This is a genomic window from Flectobacillus roseus, assembly GCF_030056595.1.
GTDB classification, from domain to species: domain Bacteria; phylum Bacteroidota; class Bacteroidia; order Cytophagales; family Spirosomataceae; genus Flectobacillus; species Flectobacillus roseus.
This window is the reverse complement of sequence record NZ_JASHIF010000011.1, coordinates 165,803-182,336: the sequence shown is the minus strand read 5'-3', so window position 1 is coordinate 182,336 and position 16,534 is coordinate 165,803. Positions and strand designations below refer to the sequence as shown.

At 38.9% G+C, this 16,534-nt stretch carries 13 protein-coding genes; 6 read left to right on the top strand and 7 right to left on the bottom strand.

Annotated elements, in window-relative coordinates:
- Positions 1 to 11: 11 nt before the first annotated feature.
- Together QM524_RS14805 and prfB are read right to left on the bottom strand one after the other, a co-directional pair.
- Entirely contained in the window at positions 12 to 3,098 is a 3,087-nt protein-coding gene (locus QM524_RS14805) for a glycoside hydrolase family 3 N-terminal domain-containing protein (protein ID WP_283345177.1), read from the bottom strand.
- A gap of 515 nt (positions 3,099 to 3,613) precedes the next feature.
- A protein-coding gene (prfB, locus tag QM524_RS14800; protein ID WP_141234858.1) for a peptide chain release factor 2 occupies positions 3,614 to 4,688 on the bottom strand; the annotation gives its coding sequence in 2 pieces (ribosomal slippage) (positions 3,614 to 4,627 and positions 4,629 to 4,688; 1,074 coding nt in all).
- 373 nt (positions 4,689 to 5,061) lie between these two features.
- Between prfB and QM524_RS14795 the strand changes: the two genes are divergently transcribed.
- The 3 genes from QM524_RS14795 to QM524_RS14785 all read left to right on the top strand — a co-directional run bounded on the left by QM524_RS14795 (position 5,062) and on the right by QM524_RS14785 (position 9,756).
- The gene (locus QM524_RS14795) at positions 5,062 to 6,054 is read left to right on the top strand and encodes a DUF4382 domain-containing protein (RefSeq protein WP_283345176.1); all 993 of its coding nucleotides are present in this window, start codon (positions 5,062 to 5,064) and stop codon (positions 6,052 to 6,054) included.
- Positions 6,055 to 6,377: 323 nt separating this feature from the next.
- Complete coding sequence (gene lpdA, locus QM524_RS14790) at positions 6,378 to 7,772, top strand: dihydrolipoyl dehydrogenase (RefSeq protein ID WP_095166354.1); 1,395 nt, start codon at positions 6,378 to 6,380, stop codon at positions 7,770 to 7,772.
- Between the two features lie 163 nt (positions 7,773 to 7,935).
- Entirely contained in the window at positions 7,936 to 9,756 is a 1,821-nt protein-coding gene (locus QM524_RS14785) for an FAD-dependent oxidoreductase (RefSeq protein WP_283345175.1), read from the top strand.
- An 80-nt stretch (positions 9,757 to 9,836) separates the two neighbouring features.
- Here QM524_RS14785 and QM524_RS14780 read toward each other — a convergent pair whose 3' ends face one another.
- A complete protein-coding gene (locus QM524_RS14780) occupies positions 9,837 to 10,832 on the bottom strand; it encodes a YhdH/YhfP family quinone oxidoreductase (protein ID WP_283345174.1) in 996 nt (331 codons plus the stop codon).
- A gap of 391 nt (positions 10,833 to 11,223) precedes the next feature.
- Between QM524_RS14780 and QM524_RS14775 the strand changes: the two genes are divergently transcribed.
- The 3 genes from QM524_RS14775 to QM524_RS14765 all read left to right on the top strand — a co-directional run bounded on the left by QM524_RS14775 (position 11,224) and on the right by QM524_RS14765 (position 12,599).
- Positions 11,224 to 11,559, top strand: a complete 336-nt coding sequence (locus QM524_RS14775; protein WP_095166350.1) for a winged helix-turn-helix transcriptional regulator — start codon at positions 11,224 to 11,226, stop codon at positions 11,557 to 11,559.
- A gap of 150 nt (positions 11,560 to 11,709) precedes the next feature.
- Entirely contained in the window at positions 11,710 to 12,165 is a 456-nt protein-coding gene (locus QM524_RS14770) for a hypothetical protein (RefSeq protein ID WP_283345173.1), read from the top strand.
- Between the two features lie 41 nt (positions 12,166 to 12,206).
- Complete coding sequence (locus QM524_RS14765; protein WP_283345172.1) at positions 12,207 to 12,599, top strand: VOC family protein; 393 nt, start codon at positions 12,207 to 12,209, stop codon at positions 12,597 to 12,599.
- A 151-nt stretch (positions 12,600 to 12,750) separates the two neighbouring features.
- Here the strand turns inward: QM524_RS14765 and QM524_RS14760 are convergent, their stop codons facing one another.
- From QM524_RS14760 to QM524_RS14745, 4 genes are all read right to left on the bottom strand, one after another.
- Complete coding sequence (locus QM524_RS14760; protein WP_283345171.1) at positions 12,751 to 14,001, bottom strand: sulfate adenylyltransferase subunit 1; 1,251 nt, start codon at positions 13,999 to 14,001, stop codon at positions 12,751 to 12,753.
- 42 nt (positions 14,002 to 14,043) lie between these two features.
- Entirely contained in the window at positions 14,044 to 14,421 is a 378-nt protein-coding gene (locus QM524_RS14755; protein WP_283345170.1) for a four helix bundle protein, read from the bottom strand.
- Positions 14,422 to 14,484: 63 nt separating this feature from the next.
- Entirely contained in the window at positions 14,485 to 15,435 is a 951-nt protein-coding gene (cysD, locus tag QM524_RS14750) for a sulfate adenylyltransferase subunit CysD (protein WP_283329275.1), read from the bottom strand.
- Between the two features lie 238 nt (positions 15,436 to 15,673).
- Positions 15,674 to 16,384, bottom strand: a complete 711-nt coding sequence (locus QM524_RS14745) for a phosphoadenylyl-sulfate reductase (RefSeq protein ID WP_095166344.1) — start codon at positions 16,382 to 16,384, stop codon at positions 15,674 to 15,676.
- Positions 16,385 to 16,534 lie beyond the last annotated feature (150 nt).

Below are 16,534 nucleotides of genomic sequence, written 5' to 3'. Positions count from 1 at the left end.
ATATTTCTACTCTATTTCAACGCTTTATAAACCACATCCATTACTTTTCTACGAATACCTAATGTATTGATTTTGGTGTTTTCAGCTGAAGTATTTACTCTGTTAGACAAAAATACAAATACGATTTCCTTAGTTGGGTCTACCCACACAAGCGTGCCTGTATAGCCTGAGTGTCCATACGAGGTGGGTGATACCAAAGAAGATATATAGCTACTAGAGCCTCCTGATGGCAATCTATCCCAGCCCAATGAGCGATGACTTCTTGGAGATTTGGTTTGGGTAAAATATTCGACAGTACTTTCTTCCAAGTACTTTTTGCCAGCATACGAGCCTTTGAGTAAATTCATTTGCATCAAAATAGCCAAATCTTTGGCTGAACTAAACAAACCTGCATGTCCAGATACCCCTCCCAACATGGCAGCGGTTTGGTCTTGTACCGTTCCTTGTAGTAATCTCTCTCTAAAAACCTTATCGTTTTCAGTCGGTGCCATCTGAACTTTTGGAAAACGTTGTAAAGGATTATAGCCTGTAGTAGCTAGCCCTAATGGCTGATAAAACGTGTTTTTTACAAAAATATCCAAAGGTTGACCTGATACTTTTTCTACTAAATGTTGCATCATGATCAAACCCAAATCACTGTAGACAAATCCGTAATGTCCTTCTTTGTCTTTTTTGCCAGTCAATGATGATTGAATTACCCAATGCCAAACAGAATCACGAATGGCAGTTTTGGCATACATTCCTTCGGCTACTTGCAATGGATATTCCGACGATTCTGTATTGCTGTAATATTCATTTTTCCAACCTAAAGGTGTACGTGTACGATTCCAAAAAGGGATATAGGCTACTAACCCTGCCTGATGCCAAAGCACATCTTTGATGGTAATATGTTCTTTATTGGTGCCACGTAACTCCTCTAAATAAAAAGAGACCTTTTGTTCAAGGTCTATTTTCTTTTGATCGTATAAAGCCATAATGGCTTGTAAGGTGGCTGATACTTTGGTAACTGATGCCAAATCATAAATGGTTTGGTCGTTGACTGGATTACTGGACGACTCATAACTTAGCCGTCCGAAGTTTTTCTGATATACAATTTGTCCTTTACGAGCTACCACCACTTGACAGCCGGGGAAGGCTTTCTGTTCAATAGCACTCTGAACAATCGTGTCTATTTGATTGAGGGTTGTGGTATTAAAGCCCAAACCTTCAGGATTACCATCTTGTACTAAACCTGTTTGATTGGTAATGATACCTTCTCCTGCTTTGTAAAGTCCTTCTACAGATACTGGAAGTTTTCCTTTGGCTGAAAGTCTACCAAAAATTACATTAGCAACTGCTTTGTGTGCTTCTGGTACATCCTCGTAGCCACAAATAACAGTTTTTGACTCGTTGAAATATTTTAAGCTATAAGGGTTTCCAAAAACGCATAGAATAACATTGGTTTTCTTTTCTAGTTTTTTGATAAACTCCTGCATTGAAGTACTTACGCCATAGCGTGTATATGGGGTATTTTTTAAATCATGAATGCCAACAACCACCGTGCTAGTTGAGTCTACCGAGCGAAGGACTTCATTATAAAATGCCTCAGAATTTTTGCCTCCACTAGTAAAATGTTGGAAGTTACCGTATTGATCTAAAGCTCTTTCAAAACCATTATCAGGATTAATGTCGATGCCAACGGATACTAGTTTTTTATCGGCGCCACTCATGGGAAGTAAAGTTTGGTCATTTTTTACCAAAGTCACGGCATTGTTAAATAACTCCTGACGAATCGCTGCCGCCTCTTGCGTATGAAGGTCTTGATACAAATTGGTAGTTTCGACGTACTTGAATTTATTTAACCCTACCCAATATTTTGCATGTAAAATTTTCTTTACTCTATAATCTACCTCCGCTTGTGGAATGGTTCCATTAGTGATAGCTTCTTTGATTTTTCTGATACCTTCTGGAATATTTTCAGAGTATAGCAAAATATCATTTCCTGCTAAAAAGGCTTGTAAATCTACGCCCCCAGGAATATGAGGCGACGTTTGAACGCCACGCATATTCAAGGCATCTGTAATGACTAAGCCTTTGAAACCCATTTCTTGTTTCAGTAAATTCGTTACAATCGTTGGAGAAAGCGTAGCTGGTTTCCAATCATATACTGGTACTTGGAGGTGCCCAACAATAACAGACTTAATAGAATCATTAATCAATCTTTGGAAAGGATATAGTTCCATATCCTTGAGGCGTTGTGCACTATAAGCCAATTGAGGTAAGGTACGATGGGAGTCTCCATGTGTATCGCCATGCCCAGGGAAATGTTTGGCGCAAGCAAGCAATTGTTCGGCCTGCATTCCACGCATATATGCACTACTTTTGGCTGCTACGTTTTCACGTAATTCACCAAAAGAACGGTGTCCAATAATTGGATTGTTAGGATTGCTGTTGATATCTACTACTGGAGCAAAATTGAGATGCACACCCAATCGCTTACATTGACGAGCAATTTCTTGCCCCATACGATAAATCAAGTCGTTGTCTTGAATTGCACCAAGGGTAATTTGTTTTGGAAAAGCCATCGTATAATTCATACGCATAGCCAAACCCCATTCGCCATCGATGGATACTAACAAAGGAACACGAGCCTGAGACTGAAGACGGTTATTGATTTGAGCTTGAAGGTGAGGTTCGCTTTTGAAGAAAATTACTCCTCCTACTCCATAATTGTTGACAAGAGTTTCGACTTTTTTAAAATGTCCTTCGCCATTATTGGGATGCACCGCCAACATAAAGAACTGACCAATTTTTTGATCGTCCGTCAAGGTTGTAAATACACTATCAACCCATTGGTTTTCTAGTAAAATACTATTGGTATTAAAAAGAGGAGCTGTTGGCGGTGTAAAAACCATATTCGCAATCGGGTGTGCAATTGCCAAACGACGTACACGTGCACGGCTTTTGCGTGAACGACTGCTTTTACGACTCACATGGCGACGCTTTCGGGCTCTTTGTTGTTCGAGAGGTGAAGCCGACGAAACATCTGTTGCCACAACGATGGCACCTAACAATAGGGTTATAATACAACTTAACGCTAATAATCTTTTCAACATCATCTTCTCTAATTTCCTATTCAGTCTATTGCTAAACTAAACGAATTCAACGGCTAGGTTATCTTTTATTGTCCGTTTTGACAATCATTTTCCACAAAAACCTCTCCTCAATCCTAAATCCACAAAACAAATTTTCTTTTAAATAACAAATTTACCATAAATACTTTGGCATTAAAAACCTGAAACCAAACTTATTATCAATTGAGTGATTTGTGATTGAGTGTTTGAGTGATTTAGGTATTAATACAGAATTGAGAGTCATGCATTAGGATTGTACGAAGGATTTGATTTTGGTCAAAAGAACTCTTTTGCTTAGATTTTTTTGGTGTAGTTGCAACTCTTGCAGTTGCCACCACACCAATTTCATTAAAAAAGCGGTCGGAAATTGTTTTTCCGACCGCTTTTTTAGGTAATAATATGCGGCTTTAGACGCAAAGTATTGCGTCTCTACAAGTAATATTCATATTAAAAATGATCACTAAATCGCTCAACCACTCATTCACTCAATAAACCCCAAACTATTGTTCCATCAAATACGCTTTGATGAATTCATTGATTTCACCGTTTAATACAGCATCTGTATTAGAAGTCTGATAGTTGGTTCTATGGTCTTTCACACGACGGTCGTCGAGGACATAACTACGAATTTGTGAACCCCATTCTATTTTTTTCTTTCCTGCTTCTACCTCGGCACGAGCGGCATTACGCTTTTCGATTTCGATTTGATAGAGTTTGGATTTCAACAATCGTAGGGCTACTTCTTTGTTTTGTAACTGCGAGCGTTCCTGCTGACAAGCAATGATAATACCCGAAGGCTTGTGTGTCAAACGAACCGCAGTTTCTACTTTGTTTACGTTCTGACCACCTGCTCCTCCCGAACGGAAAGTATCCCATTCAATATCGGCAGGGTTTACATCGATTTCGATTGAATCGTCGGCCAAAGGATACACATATACAGAGGCAAATGAGGTATGACGACGAGCATTAGAGTCGAAAGGTGAAATACGAACCAAACGGTGTACACCATTTTCTGACTTAAGATTTCCGTAAGCAAATTCGCCATCGATTTCGAGCGTTACCGACTTGATACCCGCCACATCGCCATCGTTATGGTCTACTTCTCTTACCTTAAACCCGTTTTTCTCGCCCCACATAATATACATACGCATCAGCATAGCGGCCCAGTCTTGCGACTCGGTTCCTCCTGCCCCAGCGTTGATTTCTAATACGGCAGACATATTATCGCCTTCGTCAGACATCATTTTACGGAATTCGAGTTCTCCAAGTTGGATTTCAAGTTTTTCACCTTCAGCATCCACTTCATCTTCCGAAGCTTCGCCAAGATCATAAAACTCAAAAATGGTCTCTAAATCGCCTAAATGTCCATTAGCTTTATCAAAACCTGATGTCCAGAATTTCAATTCACGCATTTGACGCATGATACTTTCCGCTTTTTTGGGGTCATTCCAAAATTCAGGATCTAGCGTGATTGTTTCTAATTCAGAAATTTGGTACTTCTTGTTATCGTAGTCAAAGATACCTCCTCAAAGCCTCTACTCTGGCTTTCAGGTCATTGAACCTGTCTCTTGTCATGTTGTTTGATTGTTTTGATTGAGGTGCAAAGATAGCGCATTTTTAGGGAAGAAATAACAGCGACTTTGGTATTCGGATTGAGGATATTTGATTTCGAATTTGTACTAATTTATCAAAATAGGGCTGGTAAATTTTATTCTGAAAGCCAATTCTCATATCTCTATTTCGTCACACAATCATGTGAAGCAGCCTCTAAAGTGGTTTTTCTGAAAAAGTTTAAAATGAGTGTTTTAGAAAAACGTTGCCTTTTTTTGACCACATCATTGGGTGATAATTAAATCTGAGCCTTAATTCTCGACGTTAGTTAGATACAAAAGTCTTCAAAAGACGGCTTTACGTCCTTTACTTTATTCCCTTAAATTATTCCTTATTTATGAAAACTAACAAATTCCTTGCATTGGCCCTAGCTGTAATGGGCGCTGGTATGATTCAATGGTCTTGTAGCAAAAACGAAGATAGCATCGAGCCTGTTCAGCAAGACCCTAACGCACCCAAAGGTCAAGTACGCATTGGTGTGACAGATGCTCCTATCGACAACGCCGAAGTCAAAGGTGCTTTTGTTACTATCACAGAAGTACGTGTTGATGGTAGAGTTTTCGATGCTTTTAAAGGTCCTAAAACAATTAATATTGCGGAGCTTAACAACGGCAACTTCCTTACGCTCGGCGAAGGGCAGTTACAAACGGGTACTTATTCGAAGTTGACTTTTTTCTTTGATTATGAAAAAGATGCGATGGGCAACGCACCAGGGTCTTACATTCTTAAGGCTGATGGTACAAAAAGTAAACTAGTTATTTCGGGAAATGCTCGTAACTATCTTGACTTAAACACCAAACCATTTACTATTAATCAGGATGGCACAACCGACTTGATGGTAGACTTTGATTTGAGAAAAGCCATTAAAACATTCAATGAAAATGCGCAAAAACAATACTCTTTTGTAACGTATGGAGAGTTGCAATCTTCGATTCGAGTGGTCAACAAAACGGCTACAGGTACGATATCTGGACAAGTGAGTGGTTATAATTCAGCCACAATGGGTAATGTCGTAGCCTTTGTGTATAAAAAAGGCGAGTTTAACCAAAATGTTGAAACAAAAGGTCAGGGAGAAAGTGCTGTAGAATTTAAAAATGCCGTATCGAGTGCCAAAGTAGATGCCGCAGGTAATTTTAAAGTATCATTCTTGGAAGAAGGTGATTATGAAATCCATTTTGCTTCCTTCAAAAGCTCTGGCGAGGCAAACTCCTCGGTGGCACTAAACTCATTCTTGAATCTTTCAGGAAACCTAGATTTAACAAAACTATCTGTCAAAAGTAGTACAGAGGTACGTTTATCATTGTCGATCAAAGGTTTTCTAGGCTTGTAATAAGTAATAGAGCATAAACAACTCATGTTTTATCCGAAAAACACTGGCTAAAGAGTGCTTATACCTTGAATTTATATCTTAACTTAATTTGTTTTGACGATCCTCCTTCGAGTTTTTGAAGGAGGATTTCGTTTTTTACCGAGAGGCTTTACTGCTTTTGAATATTTATACTTCTTCCTCAATACCTTGAAGTTATCAAAATTGATAGATGAAGTATAAACTGTATAAGTTTAGCCAAAAACTTGTAATTAATCACTTAGCAGTTGACAGCTTATAACTATATTTGTAGCCAAATTGTACTTTTCCCTTTAAAATAGAACAAAATGGCAACAACTTATGATTTAATAGTGATTGGTTCAGGACCAGGTGGATATGTAGCTGCAATTCGTGCGTCTCAGTTGGGTTTGAAATGTGCCGTAGTAGAACGCGAATCGTTGGGAGGTATCTGCTTGAACTGGGGCTGTATTCCTACTAAAGCTTTATTGAAATCAGCGCAAGTTTTTGAATACATCAAACATGCTTCTGATTACGGTATCACTGTTTCTGAAGCTAGCGCAGATTTCGGTGCTGTTATCAAGCGTTCACGTGGCGTTGCCGATTCCATGAGCAAAGGTGTTCAATTCTTAATGAAGAAGAACAAAATTGACGTAATCATGGGTAACGGTAAAGTAAAACCTGGCAAAAAAGTAGAAGTAACCGCTGCTGATGGTGCTGTTACGGTATATGATGCCAAAAATATCATGATTGCTACTGGCGCACGTGCTAGAGCTTTGCCAAATATCCCTATCGATGGCGTAAAAGTAATCGACTACCGTAAAGCAATGTCTCTTGAATCTCAACCAAAATCATTGGTTGTAATTGGTTCTGGTGCTATCGGTGTTGAGTTTGCTTACGTGTACGCAGCTATGGGTACAAAGGTAACGATTGTAGAATTTATGCCAAACATCGTTCCTGTTGAAGACGAGGACGTATCTAAAGAATTGGCTAAACAATACAAAAAATTAGGTATCGATATTCATACTAATTCATCTGTCGAATCTGTAGATACTGCTGGCGAAGGTTGTAAAGTATCGGTAAAAACTCCTTCTGGTAATATCACAATCGACTGTGACATCGTTCTTTCGGCTGCTGGTGTTATTTCTAACCTTGAAAACGTAGGTTTGGAAGATGTTGGTATCATTACTGACAAAGGTAAAATCTTAGTAAACCAATGGTACGAAACCAATATCCCAGGTTACTATGCTATCGGTGATGTTACGCCAGGTCCTGCATTGGCTCACGTAGCTTCTGCTGAAGGTATTATCTGTGTGGAAAAAATCGCTAACCACCCAGTTCATCCATTAGACTATAGCAATATCCCAGGCTGTACTTACTGCTCTCCAGAAATCGCTTCTGTAGGTCTTACTGAGAAAAAAGCAAAAGAAGCTGGATACGAAATCAAAGTGGGTAAATTCCCATTTGTAGCATCTGGTAAAGCTACTGCTGCTGGTGCTAGAGACGGTTTTGTAAAAGTAATTTTCGATGCAAAATACGGTGAATTCTTAGGTGCACACATGATTGGTTACAACGTAACTGAAATGATTGCTGAAGTAGTTGTGGCTCGTCGCCTTGAAACTACTGCTCATGAAATCATGACAGCTGTTCACCCTCACCCAACCATCTCTGAGGCTATCAAAGGTGCAACTGAAGCGGCTTATGGCTGTGCTGTTGACTTATAATCAGCGTTGATATTCTTCTATAAAGGCCGTGTAGAACCCTCTACACGGCCTTTGTTTTTTATATAACTTAGAATAAAATTAAAAGGCAGAAGATGATTTGAAAGAACTGAATTACCCTTCTACTTTTATCATTTTATGAGTCTTCACAAGATTTTTATCATTTATGAAAAAATTTGCACTCCTCTTTATATACTTTATTCCTCTTTGGAGTTTCGCACAGCTAAAAACAGATGTTCTTGTGATTGGTGGAGGTGCTAGTGGCGTGATGGCAGGAATTCAAGCTGCTCGGTTGGGTGTAAAGGTTACCATTATTGAAGAGGAAGCTTGGCTTGGTGGAATGCTTACTTCGGCGGGGGTCAGCGCCATAGATGGTAATCACCATTTACCAAGTGGGCTTTGGGCAGAATTCAAAAATGCACTTGTCAAACATTATGGTACAGCCACAGCTCTACAAACAGGTTGGGTAAGCCAAGTGATGTTTGAGCCCCAAGTAGGACAACAGATCCTTTCCGAGATGTGTAGTAAAGAATCAAACCTTCATGTGTTATTGGGCACTCGATATACCCAGATTATTTCTCAGAATAACAACTGGCTTGTCTCTTTAGCAGGAAATACCTCCGAAACTATTCAGGCCAAAATCCTTATCGATGCTACCGAGTTAGGCGATGTTGCAGCTCTCTTAGGGGTAAAATATGACTTAGGAATGGATGCCCAAAGTACCTATAAGGAAAGAGTAGCTCCTCAACAAGCCAATGACATTATTCAAGACTTAACTTATGTAGCTCTGCTAAAAGACTACCATCAAGTTCAAAAGCCTGTGAACCCTTCGTCTGATTATCGTAGAGAGAATTTTATTTGTGCTTGTGAAAAACTATGCCCCGATAAACAAATGCCTAGGCTTTGGGATTGTGAAAAAATGAAAACCTATGGCAAGCTACAAAATGACCTATATATGATTAATTGGCCAATTCATGGCAATGATTACTATGTCAATATGGTCGATATGAATGCCCAACAGCGCAAACAAGCGATTATTAAAGCCAAAGAGCATACCCGAAATTTTGTGTATTTCATGCAAACCGAATTAGGCTGGAATACCCTCGGATTAGCCGATGTTTTTGAAACAAGCGATTCTCTTCCAATGATTCCGTATCACCGCGAAAGTCGACGCATCAAAGGACTGGCGCGTATCAATATGAATCATCTTGAAAAACCTTTTGCGCAAGCCGAGCCGCTTTATCGCACAGGTATCGCCGTGGGCGATTATCCTATAGATCAGCATCATGGCAAAAACCCCAAAGCGCCCGATTTGTACTTCGTTCCAGTACCTTCTTTCAATATTCCTTTGGGGAGCCTTATCCCTGAAAATGTTAGTAATCTTATCGTTGCTGAAAAATCTATCTCCGTATCCAATCTTGTCAACGGAGCCTCTCGCCTTCAGCCTGTTGTCATGGAAATAGGACAAGCAGCAGGCGTGCTGGCAAGTCTTGCCGTACAAAATAAGGTTTCTCCTGAAAAAGTATCTATTCGAAAAGTACAAAATATTTTAGTCAACCAGAAAGCCTACCTTATGCCTTATATTGATGTAGCTCCAGAGCATCCTTATTTTAGGGCTATTCAAAAAATGGGAGCAACGGGTATCTTGAAAGGAGAAGGCAAAAACAACAAATGGTCGAATGAAACATGGTTCTACCCAGACTCCACTGTATTGTTGAAAGATTTCCTAGAAGGTTTAAAACCTTACTATCCAAAGCTCAAGTTACCCACATTTACAGAGTCGGAGTTGAGTTATCCACTGAGTTATCCACAATTGGCGAGTATATTTATCCACATATCCCCAAAACACCAAGTAAATCTTCCACCGACAGGAACTATCCAAAGAGGAGAATTGGCTTATCTTGTGGATAAAATTTTGAATCCTTTTTATCAAAAAATAGATCACCAAGGTTTTTTATCACAAGAAAAAAACAAAAATAATCCATAGATTCACCTTCTATTTTGTACTAATTTTAGAAGGATAAATCTATGGATTTTGGAAAAGTATTTTATCGGGATTATCCTATTTTAGTCAATAATTTTAACCAAACTTTTCCCAAAAGATTTCCCTTCTAACATTAAGTCTAATTTTGCTGGAACTTCCTCTAAACCAATCTCATGACTGATTAAATCGAGGTTGTCTAACTTCCAATCGCTGGCTAGATGTTGCCAAATTTCTAAGCGCTTGGACATTGGACATTCGGCTGAATCTATCCCTAACAAAGCATTGCCTCTTAAGATAAATGGAAATACCGAAGTCGGTAAATCAGGAGATGCTACCAAACCACAAGCAGCAACGGCTCCGCCATAATGAAGTGACTTCAAAATAGTGGCTAAGATATTCCCTCCTACGGTATCGACTGCCCCTGCATAAATCGACTTTAACATTGGACGACCAGAAACGTCGTTCAAACTTTCACGACTGATAATCTCGGTTGCGCCTAAACGTTGGAGTAACTCAGCGGCTTCGGGTTTGCCAGTGACAGCAACTACTTCAAAACCTAATTTGGCTAAGATAGCTACCGACAAAATACCTACTCCACCCGTCGAACCTGTTACAATAATCTTTCCTTTTTCTGGACTAACTCCATATTTCAACAAAGCATCGATACACAATCCAGCAGTTAGACCAGCTGTACCTAAAATCATGGCATCTGAAAGGCTCAATCCTGCTGGCAGAGCAATAACCCATTTGGCAGGCACACGAATATACTCGGCCAAAGCACCCGAAGTGTTCATTCCCAAATCATAACTGGTGACTAATACTTCTTGTCCAATCGAAAAATTTGCATCGGTACTTTCAACTACCACACCTGAGGCATCAATACCTGGCGTATGTGGATAATTGCGAGTTACTCCCTTATTTCCAATCGAAGATAAAGCATCTTTATAGTTCAAGGTAGAATAGTGGACTTTGATTAACACCTCTCCTGCGGGTAAGTCTTCGATATTGCGTTGAGTGATAGTTCTTACATATTGCTTTTCAGCATTTTCGGATACCACAAGGGCTTTAAATTGGCTCATTGTTTTGTTATGTTAATGGGCATTTTGCCCGCTTTAAGCTTTATACGTTACTAGTTCAAGACTTAGTATTGGACTCATTTTTTTAACAGTTTTAAACTGTAAGTTCAAACATCAGAATTACACTTTCATGTTTTGTTCAATATCAGATTATCACATGCAAAATCTATAAATTACTTCTAATCAAATATTTATTTCAAAAATTCTATTCTTAACCCAATATCTCAATTGAACTTTAGCTTGCTCTTTAGAGTGCTTTCAGATAAAATTCATTTATTTTGCTTTCTGTCATAAACTTCTATAAAATATCCCTGAAAGTCAAGGGATTACATTAGGTACAGATACTTACAAAAAATGCAGTTTTGCTGACTATCAGTGTTTTATTTTTTGAAAAATGGAAAAAAATCTTGTTGAATATAGCTGTCCTTCGGACGTATTTATGAAAGTCTTGAAGGGTAAATGCAAAACCACTTTATTGGTACTTATCAAAAAAGAGGTAAATCGATTTGGGGAAATGAAACGTGCGCTTCCAACTATTAGCGAACGAATGTTGGCCAAACAATTAGATGAACTCGAAGCTGATGGTATTTTGAGTAGAACCGTTTTTGCAGAAGTTCCGCCACGTGTGGAATATGCTTTAACCGAATATGGAGAAACGATTTATCCGATTGTGAAAGAAATTCGAAAGTGGGGACGTATTCATCAAGAAAAAACTTTACAAAATATGTAATTTTTTTTAACCCTACTGACATACCCTTGTCACTGAGCAGTAGTTATTTTGTGATGTCTTCAAGGTAAAGCAAAATGTTGAACCTTGAAGAAGGAGTGAATTTATATAACCCATTGCAAAACTTCTTATACTTTAAACTTCACAATCAAAATGACAACGAAACAAATCCCTGCTCAGAAGTATTTCATTTACAGTACCGAAACAACCTTGCCTCATGTCAACGCTATTGCTATGCGCGAGGTAGAGCCTTTGTATGTGACTGCAACACAATTAGGCTTAGAAGCACAAGGACCATTAGAGTTTATTTATTGGAACGCTTCTGGCGACCCTACCAAACCTTTTACTCTCGAAATCGCATTGCCTGTCAATGATGTAGCGGTTGAGTTACCCGAAAAATATACATTAACCACGCACGAAGGCTTCAAGGCTATGGCGCATGTGCATCATGGCGATTTTAGTAATATCGAGCCTGTGTATGAAGTTTTATTTAAGGAACTATATGGCAGTGGAGCAAAACCCACCAATCAAGTTCGTGAGGTGTATATTAATTGGGTAAATCTTACTTCAGCCGAAAACGTTACGGAGATTTTATTAGGAATAGAATAAAGGATTCATCTCATTTCGTCAAAACTCAAACCTTATTTGCTATGATTAAGTTTGCTTATACCATTTTGTATGTTTCAGATGTTGAAAAGTCTGTGGCATTTTACGAAAAGGCTTTTCAATTCACGACGAAGTTTATCAGCCCTGACGGTACATACGCTGAGTTAATTACAGGTGAAACAACTTTATCTTTTGCTCATAAATCATTAGCAGAAAGCAATTTACCAGAGGGTTTTCAGGAAAGTAGTCTATCAACAAAGCCCTTCGCTATCGAAATAGGCTTTACTACCGATGATGTTGAAGCTTTGGTAAAACAATCCATAGAAGCAGGCGCCACCTTAGTAGCTCAACCCAAACAAAAACCTTGGGGGCAAACAGTAGCTTATGTACGTGATATTGATGGCTTTTTGATAGAGCTTTGTACGCCGATGGGGTGAAGATATTGAGTGAGTTAGTGATTGGAGATTTAGTGATTCTCATTCTTAGGCATACATCATTCACATCCTTTAAATCTTAAATTTATTTACAAAAAAAGGTTGTCAAAGCTTTACAGCCTCGACAACCTTTTTTCATTCTTTTATATCAAACCTACAACACAAATCCAACTCCAACAGTTGAATGTGAAAACTCGTCTACTAAAATAAAGGCTCCATTAGATGGATTATCTTCGTATTTATCTGCAAAAATTGGTTTGGCCGTTTTAATCGTCACCTCTGCAATTTCGTTTAATTTCAATTCTGAAAAATCAGCAATAACATCGTGGTTTACGACATCGTACTTTTTATTCAAGCTTACAACTTTAGCTTTTGAATCGTTGATGCCATGTTGTAAAATATAGTTACGACCCGAAGTCAAAGCTTGTGAGTCTAACCAACATACTTTTGCATTAATTTCCTTCAACTGGGCTGGTTGGTCATCTGATTTTACCAACATATTACCACGCGAAACATCTACATCTGTTTCGAGGGTAATTACTACAGATTCTTTTGGACCAGCAATTTCAAGCTTTTGACCAAATTTCTCAATCGTAGCAATTTTTGTACTTTGTCCAGTTGGCAATACCGTTACAGTATCTCCTACCGCAAATTCACCACTCGCAATTTTACCAGCGTATCCTCTATAGTCGTGGAATTCTTCAGTTTTTGGACGAACCACAAATTGCACAGGGAAACGAGCTGAGTGCGAAGCACCAACTGCTGTTTCTGGGTGGAATTGCTCTAATTCTTCTAATAATGGTAAGCCTTTGTACCAAGACATTTCGTCTGATTTAGTAGAAAGGTTTTGTCCGTACAAAGAAGACATAGGAATGAAAGTAATCTCTTGTCCTTCGAAAGATACTTTTGAAGCTAACTCCTCAACACTAGCTTTGATTTCGTTGAAACGCTCTTCGCTATAACCTACCAAGTCCATTTTGTTGACACAAACAACAACTTTAGGAATACGCAACGTAGAAGCGATAAAGAAGTGGCGGTAAGTTTGTTCCAACACGCCATTACGAGCATCAATCAAAATCATTGATACTTTGGTGTTCGAAGCACCAGTCACCATATTACGCGTATATTCGAAGTGCCCAGGGGTATCGGCAATGATATACTTGCGTTTTGGTGTCGAGAAATAGATATGTGCCACGTCGATTGTGATACCTTGTTCACGCTCAGCGATTAGGCCATCTGTCAACAATGACAAGTCAAGAAAATCAAGACCTTTCCTTTTCGAAGCCGCTTCAAGCGCTTCAATTTTGTCTTTTGTGATAGATTTTGTTTCGTATAATAAACGTCCAATTAATGTACTTTTTCCGTCATCAACCGAACCTGCTGTTGCTATTCTTAAAATGTCCATCTTTCGATTTGGGATTTTAGATTTTCGATAGGGGATTTTACCTTATCTCTCTTTTACTCTAGTTTTTTGTTCTAAACTACGTTTTGCTGTTTTGATCGAAGATACGATAATAGAGGTCAATTCATTTGCCTCTGTCATGAGTAGCTCCAACTTGTCTCTTTTAACAATACCAGATTCTACTAAAAGCTCTAACCAAAAAAGGGATTCATCCGCTTCTTCTTCTACAATTCCTAACTTTGCAATAAACTCAGCTTGTGAACGTGCACGACAAGAAGCTCTATAATTGGCTGCGACAGCTGTACTAGATCGTACTATTTGTTTCGCGATAACTTGAGCTGAGACTGTCTGAGGCAAGGAATCCACAAGTCGAATGACTCTAATAGCAAATGTTTTTGTTCTTTGCTTTATTAGCTCTTTCATAAAATTAAGGTTTTGTAGAAAACTATCAGATAAAATCTGAAATCAAAAATCAGCAATCCGCACTTAAAAATATCCTTGTTGCTTGCGTTTTTCCATGGCTGCTTCAGAGCGTTTGTCGTCGATGCGGGCACCACGTTCTGAGATTTCTGCTGAAAGGATTTCGCCAATAATATCGTCTAGCTCTACTGCTTCTGAAGATACCGCTGCTGTACAAGTCATGTCGCCTACTGTACGGAAACGTACTGTAGCTTCGAATGGGATTTCCTCTGCATCTTTGTTTAAGTATTCAGAATCAGCCCAAAGCATTCCATCTCTTTCAATTACCTGACGTTTGTGCGAGTAATAAATTGAAGGAATCGCCATTTTCTCTTCCTTGATATAATTCCAAACATCTAATTCTGTCCAGTTTGAAATAGGGAAAACACGTACGTTTTCACCAATAGAGATACGTCCATTCAACATATCGAACAACTCAGGACGTTGACGCTTAGCATCCCATTGACCGAAGTCATCACGTACTGAGAAAATACGCTCTTTAGCACGAGCTTTTTCTTCGTCGCGACGAGCGCCACCGATACAAGCATCAAACTTAAATTCTTCGATTGTGTCTAGTAAGGTTACTGTTTGCAAAGCATTTCTTGAAGCATACTTACCTGTCTCTTCTTTTACTTTGCCTTGGTTGATAGAATCTTGCACATAGCGAACGATTAGGTCGGCACCTACTTCGTTGGCTAGCCAGTCTCTAAACTCAACGGTTTCAGGGAAGTTATGTCCAGTATCGATATGTACTAATGGGAAAGGGATTTTCCCTGGATAAAACGCCTTTTGTGCCAAGCGCACAAGGGTAATAGAGTCTTTACCCCCTGAAAACAACAAAGCAGGACGCTCAAACTGCGCCGCTACTTCGCGGATAATATAAATGGCTTCGTCTTCCAATTCACGAGGAAACACACCCCATTTTGGTTGCGCTTCGGAAGCTACTTCAACATCTTTTTCTATCGATACATTACTCATATTCTATTATTATTTAATCAATATTTTGCTGTATATTGAGAGTGATTTGTAAATGAGTGGCTTAAACTCATTCAAGATCAAATTGGCAAATGGTTAAGCTTAGTAAGTTAGAGGGCAAAATGATATTTATTTTACCCGCTTTATGCATTAGATTAAAAGTCAAAAAGTATTTCTCATGAAATAATAGAAGCTTTTTTGCCTAATGCCTATGGCCTACAGCCTACGTATTAATTCAATTTTATTTTGCTGCATGTAATCCGCATTCTTTTTGAGATGCTTCCCACCACCAACGACCTGCACGAGGATGCTCTCCTTCGGTAATAGCACGCGTACAAGGTGCACAACCAATCGAAATAAATCCTTTGCGATGCAATGGACTGTCAGGAACACGGTTAGCTTTGATATAGGCCAATACCTCTTCGTAAGTCCAGTGGATTAATGGATTGAATTTAATGATTTGATTCGCTTCGTCCCATTCTACAATTGGCATATCCGAACGGTTATCTGACTGTTCAGCTCGCAAACCTGTAATCCACACCTCTGCACCAGTTAGTGCACGTTTTAATGGTTCGATTTTACGAATAAAACAACATTCTTTGCGATTCTCAACAGAGAAATAAAAACTATTAAAGCCCTTTTCCTTTGCCAATGCTTCGACTTTGGCTGTATTTGGGAAATACGTTTCGAATGATTGATTGTACTTAGCTCTAGTAGCATCCATCAAATCGTACGTTTCCTGAAACAAGCGACCAGTATCAAGCGTAAAGACACGAATATTGAGAGCAGCATTGGTAGGATTGTTCTTGTAGATTGCGTCGGTAATTACCTGATCTTCCTGCCCAAATGAAGTAGAAAACACTACATTTTGATAATTTTCGGCTACATACTGAAGCGCTTCGCCGAGAGAGAGTGATTCTAATGTTTGTTTTAACGCGAATAAATCTGCCATTTTCACATAAAGCAAGTATCGTACCTTGCTGATTTAGCGAGGCTTAGCCCCATTTCAATTCTACCACAAATATATATAAAGTCTAGTGATAAAGTAGTCTTGTTAGGTGAAATATTTTTTATTTACATGAAATTTTCTCAATCTAAAACT

Coding starts and splice junctions, on each gene's coding strand:
- QM524_RS14785 (WP_283345175.1), top strand. CDS start 7,936: ATGAAAAAATTTGCACTCCTCTTTATATACTTTATTCCTCTTTGGAGT.
- QM524_RS14765 (WP_283345172.1), top strand. CDS start 12,207: ATGATTAAGTTTGCTTATACCATTTTGTATGTTTCAGATGTTGAAAAG.
- QM524_RS14775 (WP_095166350.1), top strand. CDS start 11,224: ATGGAAAAAAATCTTGTTGAATATAGCTGTCCTTCGGACGTATTTATG.
- QM524_RS14795 (WP_283345176.1), top strand. CDS start 5,062: ATGAAAACTAACAAATTCCTTGCATTGGCCCTAGCTGTAATGGGCGCT.
- QM524_RS14760 (WP_283345171.1), bottom strand. CDS start 14,001: ATGGACATTTTAAGAATAGCAACAGCAGGTTCGGTTGATGACGGAAAA.
- QM524_RS14780 (WP_283345174.1), bottom strand. CDS start 10,832: ATGAGCCAATTTAAAGCCCTTGTGGTATCCGAAAATGCTGAAAAGCAA.
- cysD (WP_283329275.1), bottom strand. CDS start 15,435: ATGAGTAATGTATCGATAGAAAAAGATGTTGAAGTAGCTTCCGAAGCG.
- lpdA (WP_095166354.1), top strand. CDS start 6,378: ATGGCAACAACTTATGATTTAATAGTGATTGGTTCAGGACCAGGTGGA.
- QM524_RS14755 (WP_283345170.1), bottom strand. CDS start 14,421: ATGAAAGAGCTAATAAAGCAAAGAACAAAAACATTTGCTATTAGAGTC.
- QM524_RS14805 (WP_283345177.1), bottom strand. CDS start 3,098: ATGATGTTGAAAAGATTATTAGCGTTAAGTTGTATTATAACCCTATTG.
- QM524_RS14745 (WP_095166344.1), bottom strand. CDS start 16,384: ATGGCAGATTTATTCGCGTTAAAACAAACATTAGAATCACTCTCTCTC.
- QM524_RS14770 (WP_283345173.1), top strand. CDS start 11,710: ATGACAACGAAACAAATCCCTGCTCAGAAGTATTTCATTTACAGTACC.